The 10,244-nt window shown below is 42.5% G+C and carries 8 protein-coding genes and 1 pseudogene; all 9 read right to left on the bottom strand.

Annotated features, from left to right (window positions below; translation table 11 throughout):
- Positions 1–386 (bottom strand): annotated as a pseudogene (locus H4J65_RS13145) (flagellin); the annotation flags it as partial.
- A gap of 367 nt (positions 387–753) precedes the next feature.
- Positions 754–1,956: a flagellar hook-associated protein FlgL gene (gene flgL / locus H4J65_RS13140; RefSeq protein ID WP_182198468.1), complete on the bottom strand. Its 1,203-nt coding sequence runs from the start codon at positions 1,954–1,956 to the stop codon at positions 754–756.
- Between the two features lie 8 nt (positions 1,957–1,964).
- On the bottom strand, positions 1,965–3,971 hold the full coding sequence (gene flgK / locus H4J65_RS13135) for a flagellar hook-associated protein FlgK (RefSeq protein WP_182198467.1): 2,007 nt from the start codon (positions 3,969–3,971) through the stop codon (positions 1,965–1,967).
- 59 nt (positions 3,972–4,030) lie between these two features.
- Positions 4,031–5,023 carry a flagellar assembly peptidoglycan hydrolase FlgJ gene (gene flgJ / locus H4J65_RS13130; RefSeq protein ID WP_182198466.1) on the bottom strand — a complete coding sequence of 331 codons (993 nt, stop codon included), beginning with the start codon at positions 5,021–5,023 and terminating at the stop codon, positions 4,031–4,033.
- A gap of 16 nt (positions 5,024–5,039) precedes the next feature.
- Entirely contained in the window at positions 5,040–6,134 is a 1,095-nt protein-coding gene (locus H4J65_RS13125; RefSeq protein ID WP_182198465.1) for a flagellar basal body P-ring protein FlgI, read from the bottom strand.
- Positions 6,135–6,160: 26 nt separating this feature from the next.
- Positions 6,161–6,868 carry a flagellar basal body L-ring protein FlgH gene (gene flgH / locus H4J65_RS13120; protein ID WP_182198464.1) on the bottom strand — a complete coding sequence of 236 codons (708 nt, stop codon included), beginning with the start codon at positions 6,866–6,868 and terminating at the stop codon, positions 6,161–6,163.
- Positions 6,869–6,884: 16 nt separating this feature from the next.
- Positions 6,885–7,673 (bottom strand): flagellar basal-body rod protein FlgG, encoded by a 789-nt coding sequence (flgG, locus tag H4J65_RS13115; RefSeq protein WP_182198463.1) that lies wholly within the window; start codon positions 7,671–7,673, stop codon positions 6,885–6,887.
- Between the two features lie 22 nt (positions 7,674–7,695).
- Entirely contained in the window at positions 7,696–8,439 is a 744-nt protein-coding gene (gene flgF, locus H4J65_RS13110; RefSeq protein WP_182198462.1) for a flagellar basal-body rod protein FlgF, read from the bottom strand.
- A gap of 323 nt (positions 8,440–8,762) precedes the next feature.
- Positions 8,763–10,172, bottom strand: a complete 1,410-nt coding sequence (gene flgE / locus H4J65_RS13105) for a flagellar hook protein FlgE (RefSeq protein WP_220461151.1) — start codon at positions 10,170–10,172, stop codon at positions 8,763–8,765.
- Positions 10,173–10,244: the final 72 nt, after the last annotated feature.

Raw genomic sequence — 10,244 nt, 5'->3', positions numbered from 1 at the left:
GTTTCAGCAATACGAGTTAACTCAGTTTGTAATGCGCCAACTTCTTTTTGCATGGCATCTCTGTCATCCTGACTATTTGAACCATTCGATGATTGCAGGGCTAATTCACGCATACGTTGTAAAATATCAGTAGAGGCGGACATAGCGCCCTCTGCGGTTTGCGCCATTGAAATACCGTCGTTAGCGTTTCGTTGGGCTACAGCTAAGCCATTAATTTGTGTGGTTAAGCGATTTGAGATTTGCAAACCGGCCGCGTCATCTTTGGCGCTATTAATACGCATACCCGATGATAAACGTTCCATTGAGGTGGCCAAATCATTACTAGATTTAGTTAAGTTACGCTGAGCATTCAATGATGCCGTGTTGGTCATTACTGATAAGGCCATGATAGACTCCTAGAAATTAAATTATCTTTAACATAGTGATACGTTAGGTTATGCATTAGTCGGTTTGCTTTGTGTACAAACTGCCAACACTGTAGTTTTCAGCCCGTGTTTATCATTACTAAAACTTATCAATGCTAAAACAACTTATGGCTAAAACAACTGTTGCCATGCATTCGGGCTATATTGGCCTTAGTAGCCATGATTTTTGCGATTAAGCTTTACAAGCTGAAACCGCCAGTTTTATATTTTTCTTTATCTTTATGCTTCCTACTTCTACTAAAGCAACATCTGTACCAAAATTAAGCAAGCTAATGTAAATACCGAGTTTTAGCTTAAATAATGCTTAAAATAGCGTTTGAAAGTGTGATTAAATATAATTAAACAAAGTCAAACCCTGTACCTGCGTAAAGGTTTGCTGCGCCGCTTGCAAGGCTACTTTTGATTGTTCAAAAGTAGAATAAGCTTTGGCAATATCTAAATCTTCAATCGATGATTTACCTGAGGTTAAATACAACTCAGTATCTAAATGGTTACTTTTTTGACGGTCGATAACTTGTAAGTTAATACCCGACTCTGCTCGGCTAGACGTTAGGTGGTTAATTGAATCACCTAGTTGGTTAAGAATTTGATTATAGTCAACTTGTACTTGTGGGTCTTCTTCGCCACTGGCCTTGTTGTTAATCCAATCAATGGCTGATTTTATCGTGTCAAAAATGCCGACATTTTGTTCCGGTGTTAGCGAGAAGTTATCGCCCGGCAATGGGTTGCCGCTTAATTTAACCTCAATACCGTTAAAGGCAATGGTTTGCCCTGGTGCGTAATCCGCGATATTGGTCACGTTACCGGCGCCGTCAGTAATGCTTAAATCAGTGGCTGTGCTAAATTCAAAGGTAAAGTCTGCTGGATTAGCCACACTATTATAACTACTCGCATCGGCGACAACGGCACGTTCAACCGCTATGCCTGAGCTATTGCTATTGTAAGTGGCAGAAAAGTCGCCAATAGCATTGGGCACTTTTTCAAAAACCTGTTCACCACTTTGATTCGTCGCTATGGTGACGTTTTTGGCTATTTGTAATTCTCTCACACCATTATCACCGCGATAGTTCACTGAGTTATCGGCTTGTAAAGCAAACGGTGCATCGTTAATTTGGTAACCGGCAAAAACATAACTGCCCGATTGATCTTGGGTGTTGGCAATGCCGAGTATTTGCTGCAAATTTTGGCTGGCCTGTTTGCCCATAGCGGCAAGGTCATCTGCGGTGTAAGCGCCATTATTAGCTTGTAGCATTAAGTCTTTTAATTCATTTATCATGCCTTCAGCACTGGCTAGCGTGGTATCAATTAAACTGTTGTGATTTTCTGCTTGGGTAATATTACGTTGGTACTTATCAATATTGGCCAAATCATTTTTATAACCGGCTAAGGTGCCATAGGCTATGGCGTCGTCTTTGGCGGTTACAACCCGCTTACCCGTAGAAATGTGATTAACTTGTTCGTTAAGGCTAGACTGCTGGTCAGACATTTTTACGCCACTTTGAATATAAAACTGTGCTGTAGAAACGCGCATAATAACTCCTATCTAGTGGCCGCTAGTAATGTGTCGAAAATGGTATTTGCCACTGAAATTATCTGTGACGACGCTTGGTAGGCTTGTTGGTATTTCAATAAGTTTGCCGCTTCTTCATCAAGATTTACCCCTGACTTAGATTGATTGCGGTTATAGGCTTGGGTATACAGTGCCTGCGCTGTGTCAGCAACAAATTCAGCCGAACTGGCATTTGATCCTACATCCGCCGTGGCCGTGGCTAATGCTTGGTTAAAGGTTTGTTTACCGCCACCTAAAATCTGTTGTTCTTGCGTGGCCGCCATTATGCTGGCATTACTGGCGTTACCTGAGCCAAAAGCATCTGAGATAGTAAATTTTTCCCGAGCAAATGGCCCTTGCCCAACGGGTAAACCGGCAATATCTATTTGAAAAGCGGCGGTTGCTGGCAATGGTGGCATGTCAATAACCGCTGATGCGCCAGCGGCAAAGCTACCATTGGCTAATGATGGCGCCGGTGGTGGATTAGCCGCGTCATAAACTCGGTATTCGAAGGTGCCTGGCACACTTTCATAAACATCTACGGTTAATTTTTCATTGCTGCCTTCGGTAAAAGCGCGGGCAATTTCTGGATTCGTTACATTGACAATATTCACAGTGCCATTACTAACGTTATTATCATTCGCCGCTACCGAAATGGCAGAGCTTGCAGCTATGCCTTTAGGATCGTTAAGCGTGAGATGCATTAATGCAGCGCTGTTTTCGGTTGAGCGCAGCGTAAAACTATCATTTGTATTGGCTGTGCCTGAATTAAGGGTAAATTCAAAGCCAAAATCGGTTGGGTAAACCCCCGAGCCCAAAGATGACTCGGCTAAGGTGGTTTTGCTGCCATTAAGTTCATTGGTCATAATATAGTCTGAGCCGTCATACTTAACGCTAAATTCATTGGTAGGCACTAATGAAATGTCAGTGATTTTTATGCCCGCTTGCACACTGCCTGAATTTTTTGATGAGGCGAGTACGCGTGAATTTTGTAGGCTGGTGCTGTTAATATCAGTAAAAATATCTCGGCCCTGCTTGCCATTTAAATCTAGCCCTTGTGCTTGGGTTTGATTTAAGGTTTGTGACACTGACATGGCTAAACGATTGAGTTCGCTGCGCGCTTTGGCAACATGCTCATCACGATATTCTATTTTGGCGGCAATAGCACCACCCAACTTAGCGCCCTCAAGTGCGACCGCGCCATTGCGACTATTTAACTGTAATTTTGTTTTTAATGGGTCCGGATCGCCCGCTTGCACACTCACCGTTAAAGCCGTAGTACCGGCAACAAGCGTTGCGCCATTACCTATCATAACGGTCATTACCCCATTAGAGTCTTCAATGGTATTAACCGAGGTATATTCGCCCAGTTGGCTCACCAGTTGGTCACGCTTGTCTAATAAATCATTGGGTTGGCCAGTTTGATCTAGGTTTTTACTATCTAATATTTGTTCATTAATTTTGGCCAAATTAAGAGATATTTGCGATATTTTGTTCGCTATTTGCTCGATTTCGCCGTTAGTCGACTTTTCAAGCTGGTCTAAATTATCATTTAAACTGTTAAAATCTTTGGCTAATACCTCGGCTTGGCTGAGGGCGATATTACGTAAGCCAATGTCACTTGGGTTGTCAGCAATACCATTAGCCGCTTGATAAAACCGATCAATAGAGCCGCCAATAGCTTCGTTTGAAAATGACATGATTTGATTTAATTGGTTGAGGTCTGTACTAATTGAGTCCGCATTACCCAAGTTACTTTTATTGAGTAATTGTTCTTTATAAGAGAATTGATCGTAGAGCCGAGTAATGTCTTGAACATAAGTACCCGCGCCAATAAAATTACCGCTGTTAGCATTTCCTGCCATTGCGGCTTGTTCAGCACGTTGGCGGGTATAACCTTCAGTATTAACGTTAGCAATGTTATGACCTGTAGTGCCTAACTGCTGCTGCGCGGACAGTAAACCACTAACACCAGTTTGATACAGATTAATCGACATGACCTAAACTCCTACAGTAACGTTAATTTCAACAGTGAAATTAGCGGTAAACTTATTTATTATTTATCTAATAAGCTGGTTACTGTCCGAAGTGTTCCTATGATTTTTTTAGCGTAATCAGGATCAGTGGCATAACCAGCACTTTGTAGGTTATGCAAAAATTGCTCCACATTGGCCGAATTTTCTAATGCCCCCTGATAACGTTCGCTTTTGGTCAATAAATTTAAGTAGTCATCAACACTTTGGCCAATAGATTCGTAAACCCTAAACGGTTCACGCTTTTTCACCATAGCGCCATTTTCAAACTCTAAGGTTTCTTTGTGTGTTTTCTCGCCAGCCCAGCGGCTATCCGCTTTAATATTAAATAAGTTATTCGAACTTTCACCTGAATTGGTTTTGATTATTTTTTGACCCCAACCGGTTTCTAGCGCGGCTTGGGCAATAACGACCTCAAAGGGTACGTTGATTTTATCTTGTACACGTTTAGCATCAGCGGTTAAGGCGCTAACAAAATCTTTTGGCTGTTCGAAGGTTGGGCTTTGCATCATGCTGGCCGCTTGGGCAGCAATAGAGCCATTTGTTTGACGATCTTTACTAGGATCCTGATGCGCTGACGAGTCATTGACTGTGCTTATATTGCTGAGCAATGCCGGCTCGCTAATACGCAAACTGCCACGACTATCGAGATTGCCATCGCTGCGTAAAATATTATGTGGGGTAAAGTTTTCACTGTCGCCACCTAGCTGGCGAACAATAAGTTCAGAAAGACCTAAGGCACCATTATTAGACAACTCTAGTGACATTTGTTGATCATGCATGTCACGATAAAATTTTGTCGATTCTGAATTAAATGGGCTGTCAGACTCCAACACTTCTTGCGCTTTACGCATGCTTTTCATCAGCATTTGCATAAAAATAGCTTCAAACTGTTTAGCAGCCTGTTCTAATGCGTCTTTTTTACCGGCTTTATCACCCGATTTCGCGTCTTGGCGAATCGAGTTTAAGCCATTAACGTCTAAAAAGTTTTGTGCGTCTGCAATACGTGTTGTCATAAGCTTTATTTGTTCATTAAATAATGATCAAATCTCCACGTAATGCACCAGCTTGGTCTAGGGCTTCTAATATCGCCATCACATCACCAGGGCCAGCGCCTACTTGATTGATAGCCCGCACGAGTGCGTCTAGCGTAACGCCGGGGTCAAAAACGAACATCCGTGAGTCATCTTTTTTAACGTCAATAATCGATTGATTAGTCGCTACCGTTACACCCTCAGCAAAGGCATTGGGCTGTGAAACAGCCGCCACTTCGTTAATAGTGACGGTAATGCCACCATGGGTAATTGCCGCCGGTAATAGGCGAACATCAGCGCCAATAACGATAGTACCTGTGCGTGAGTTAACAATAATTTTTGCCGCTGGCGAACCAGGTTCAAATTCTAAGTTTTCTAATACTGACAAAAAACTCACCCGATCCGCAGCATCTCTTGGCGCAGTAACTTGTACCGACGCAGCGTCAATGGCGCGTGCAGAGCCAGAAATTAAGTTATTAATGGTGTCAGAAAGGCGCTTTGCGGTGGTAAAGTCGGCGTTATGAAGATTAAAAGTAATATGGTCACCTGAAGCAAAGGGCGATAATACTTCGCGCTCAACCATAGCACCATTGGCGATACGACCTACGGTGGGGGTATTAGCAATTACTTTTGAGCCGTCTAAGCCTTCAGCGCCTAAACCACTAACAATCAAGCTACCTTGGGCAACCGCATAAGCATTACCGTCTAGTCCCATTAAAATAGTTTGTATTAAGGTACCGCCACGTAAACTTTGTGCGCTACCCATAGACGACACGGTAACGTCAATGGTTTGCCCTGGTTTGGCAAATGCAGGTAATTCAGCATGGACTGCCACAGCAGCCACATTTTTAATTTTTGGTTTTAAATTCGCCGGCATTTTAATGCCAAAATTGCTTAACATGGTTTTAAAGCTTTGCTCGGTAAAAGGACTTTGCTCACCCGTACCTGGCAAACCCACCACCAAACCATAACCAATTAATTGGTTGCTGCGCACACCAGCAACATCAGCCAAGTCTTTAATGCGTTGGGCATTGGCTTCTGGTAATAAAAGCATCAAGGTTAAACAAGCAAAGCTAACTAAATATTTTTTCATTCTCTTATCCTACTGCTATGATCCTACTAAAGAGGCCACCATGAACTATTGAAAAACTTCGACAACCAGCCTTGCTCTTGCACGTCAGCGAATGTGCCGGTGCCAGCATATTCAATACGGGCGTTCGCTACTTTACTCGAGGTAACTGTGTTATCTGAACTGATGTCTTGCGAACGAACAATACCCGTTAAGCGAATATATTCATCACCATTATTTAATGACATCCATTTTTCACCACGGATCATCAAGTTACCGTTGGGTAAAACTCTCAAGACATGCACCGAAATATTGCCGGCTAAACTGTTGCCCTGATTGGCTTTTGAATCACCTTTAAAATCTGAGCTTTGGTCGTAACCAAATTGTATAGCTTTGTTGTTGAAATTTACCGCTGCACCACCAAAACCGGTAATAGGATTGAGCGTGGCACTATTGGCTTTTTTAAACTCTGTTTTGGCACTTTTTTGCGCTTGGGTACTTTCACTTAAAATCACGGAAATAATATCGCCAACCCGATGCGCTTTAGAGTCTGAATAGATGTTATTAACATAATTGACGTTAAAAAGAGAACCCGTTGGCACTAAAGGTTTATCCTCCATTTCTGGTAAAATGGGGGCAAAGTCAGGATCATTAGGCAATGTTTTTTCTTGCTTAGTGCTAGCACAACCCGTGAATAATAGCGCGACCATACTGACGGTAAATACTGTGCTTAATAACGAAGTTCGGGTGTTTTTCATGATACCTTCCTCAACGTTATAGTTGCTGATTAATGTAGCTAAGCATTTCGTCAACCGCAGAAATGACTTTCGAGTTCATTTCATAAACTCGTTGGCTTTCAATCAGGTTAACCAGCTCTTCGGTGGTATTAACATTTGAGGTTTCTAACGCACCTTGCACTATCATGCCATAACCCGCTAAACCTGGCACACCCTCTTGTGCTGCACCACTTACTGCAGTTTCAATGTATAAGTTCTGCCCGATTGGCTGTAATCCGGTTGGGTTGACAAAGTTAACGGTATTAATTTGTCCGACTACAGCGGGTTCAGCTTGGCCTTGCAAGGTGACGGAGACTTCGCCGTCTTGCGACACAATAATACTCAAGGCATCTTCTGGCACGGTTATTTGCGGTTGCATTAGATAACCCGCGCCTGGGGTCACTATGCTGCCTTCATCGTTCATGGTAAATTGACCATTACGTGAATAAGCAGAAGAGCCGTCAGGCATTAAAATTTCAAACATACCTTCACCTTGGATCATCAGATCTAAGGCATTGTCGGTATTAAGCATGTCACCTTGGGTGTGAATTTTTTGTGTTGCTACCACTTTGGTACCCGCACCTAACATTAACCCTGACGGCATTTCAGTGTCTTGTGCTGAACGCCCACCAGGCTGATTAATATTTTGATAAAGTAAGTCTTCAAATACCGCGCGACTCTTTTTAAAACCTATGGTACTGGCGTTGGCTAGATTGTTGGAAATAACCGCAATCTCTTTGGTTTGGGCGTCTAAGCCTGTTTTACTGATCCATAATGCTGGATTCATACATCACCTCGAAAAATTTTATTTAGAACGCTTTTAATAATGAAGCTGCACTTGCGTCAATTTCTTCTGCGGTTTTCATCATTTTTAACTGCATTTCAAATTGACGCTGTAGCGCGATCATATCGGTCATTTCACTAATAGGGTTTACGTTACTAGACTCTAATGCCCCGCTCGCCACTTTTACTGTGACATCGGCCGGTTCATTGTTGCCGTCTTGACGACGAAATAAGCCATCACTGCCTTTTTCTAGCAAGCGATTATCTGGCTTAACAAATTTAATTCTGCCGACTTCTTCTTGAGCAGAGCTTGGTGCTCCTTCAGGCTGAACCATAATGGTGCCATCAGACGTGATATTGATATTACTTACCGGTAGAGGTAAAAAAATTGGCCCACGGTCGCCAATAACTATGTCACCTCTTGAGGTTTCAAGTGCCCCGTTGTCGTTCAACTTCAACTGACCATTGCGGGTATAGGCTTCAGTGCCATCTTCGGTTTGTACCGTTAACCAACCTTGGCCTTGAATGGCAATATCAAGATCACGTCCTGTGGTCAATAAGGCACCAGTGTCAAAGTTTTGGCCTGCTCGTTCGGTCATTGAAAATACCCGAGAAGGCATGCCTTCACCAAAGGCTTGCATGGATCTAGCATTGGCTAGATCCGCTTTAAAGCCCGTAGTTTTGGCGTTAGCGAGGTTGTTAGCATTGACTGATAAGGCTTGCATGTTTTGCTTTGCACCACTCATGGCGATATACAACATCTTATCCATAATGAACTTCACTCAATAATATTAATAATATTGAAACTGTTGCAAATAAAGTGCCAAAAATTAAGAAGGCTTAATAAGGTGGAATACGAATGGTGTTAAACTTATGATCTGATGACTTTTTTACTAAGCTTTTGTACTGACCACTATTCCTTTACGGTCTGCTCGTCCTGAGTATAAAAAAGCCAGATATCAATGGATGATTATCTGGCTTTTTAACTTCATTGACTCAATAACTAGCGCTGAGTGCTATAAATTAATCTGGTAGCTAAGAGCAATTATTGTCTATTGCTCTTAACCACTACTGAGATTAACCACTATTGAGATTAACGAATCTGTAAAATGGTTTGGTTTAACTGATTACCAACTTCGAGTGCTCTAGAGTTAGCTTGGAAATTTCGTTGCGCCGAGATCAAGTCAATTAACTCAGAGGTTAAATTAACATTAGATTGCTCTAATGCTGAAGAACTTATCGAACCAAAGGTACCCGCACCCGCTTCACCCGCTAGCGCTTCTCCAGAGGCGATGCTTTCTTTCCAACCAGTGCTGCCAACCTGTTCTAAGCCCTGATCATTGGCAAAATTTGCCATCGCAATACGTGATAAAGGCTCGGAAGTACCATTACTGTATATCGCCCTGACCAAACCATCACCGCCGATATCAATACCGGTTAATCGACCAACTGCTAGTCCATCTTGTTGTAAAGAGGTGACTTGAAAGTTGGAAGCAAACTGTGTGGGTTCATCTGGATTCGGACCTGAGGGATCTAAATTAAAGTTAACACTTATGGTCTGAGTAGGATCTGCACCGTTCGATAAGATGTTGCCGCCAAGAGCGCGCGTCGTTAATCCGCCGTCATCTAAGCTTGGCACTATGCCAGTAAAATCGCCTACTGAATTAAAGCTTAATCTGGCACCAACAACTCCGGTCTCTACCCCATCATAAGGCGGTGTAGGTAATATGCGATCAGATAGCGGTCCAGACGCTGCCCCCGCAATGGGGTTACTCTGCCCAGGATCAGCCTCTAAATCAACCATCTCGTCATCAACAGCGGTAAACATCATCCACTGATTAGGGTTGGTCGTTGGATTATCTTTGACAAAGTAATAAGTCATAATATGACTGTCACCGAATGAGTCAAATACCGTTGCTGATGTTGAATGATTAAATGTTGATGGATCCGTGGAGTCAAAGTTTCCTGGCGCATCTTTAATATAGGCTTCACCTGCGGGTAAATTCATTCGCACATCAACTTCTGAGGTTCTCTGTGGTGCACCTGAGGCGGTTGGAATACGAATAGGCTCGGCGGTACTTAAATTTACTGAGGTCGATGAACCATCGCCATTAACAGGAAAGCCCAATAAGTGCCCACCTTGAGAATTAACAATAAAATTGTCTTGGTTCAATTTAAACTGACCCGATCGGGTATATGAAGTTTCTAAACTACCAATTTCTGGTACGGTAGCAAAAAATCCGTTACCGGTAATTGCCAAGTCTAAGGAGTTGTTGGTAAACTTAATACTACCTTGTGAAAATTGTTGCGCCACATCAGCTGTCAAAACACCGTCACCGACTTTAGTTTTACCGGCTGATAAAAGTGAAGACGCATAAACGTCAACAAACTCTGCTCGTGATTCTTTAAAGCCAGTGGTGTTTACATTGGCAATGTTGTTGGATGTTATATCCAAATCTTTCTGAGCTGCGTTTAATCCGCTCAATGATATATTAAATGACATAATTTCACCTCATACAAAAAATTGTTTAATACCTATCTCATTAATTAGGTGGTCTACTTTATACGCAGGAAA

Origin of the sequence: Colwellia sp. MB02u-9 (assembly GCF_014077085.1) — a bacterium.
Classification (GTDB): domain Bacteria; phylum Pseudomonadota; class Gammaproteobacteria; order Enterobacterales; family Alteromonadaceae; genus Cognaticolwellia.
The sequence above is the reverse complement of the archived record's forward strand: the minus strand, read 5'-3'. Positions and strand labels throughout refer to the sequence as shown.

Coding starts and splice junctions, on each gene's coding strand:
- flgG (WP_182198463.1), bottom strand. CDS start 7,673: ATGAATCCAGCATTATGGATCAGTAAAACAGGCTTAGACGCCCAAACC.
- flgJ (WP_182198466.1), bottom strand. CDS start 5,023: ATGACAACACGTATTGCAGACGCACAAAACTTTTTAGACGTTAATGGC.
- flgL (WP_182198468.1), bottom strand. CDS start 1,956: ATGCGCGTTTCTACAGCACAGTTTTATATTCAAAGTGGCGTAAAAATG.
- flgH (WP_182198464.1), bottom strand. CDS start 6,868: ATGAAAAACACCCGAACTTCGTTATTAAGCACAGTATTTACCGTCAGT.
- flgK (WP_182198467.1), bottom strand. CDS start 3,971: ATGTCGATTAATCTGTATCAAACTGGTGTTAGTGGTTTACTGTCCGCG.
- H4J65_RS13125 (WP_182198465.1), bottom strand. CDS start 6,134: ATGAAAAAATATTTAGTTAGCTTTGCTTGTTTAACCTTGATGCTTTTA.
- flgF (WP_182198462.1), bottom strand. CDS start 8,439: ATGGATAAGATGTTGTATATCGCCATGAGTGGTGCAAAGCAAAACATG.
- flgE (WP_220461151.1), bottom strand. CDS start 10,172: ATGTCATTTAATATATCATTGAGCGGATTAAACGCAGCTCAGAAAGAT.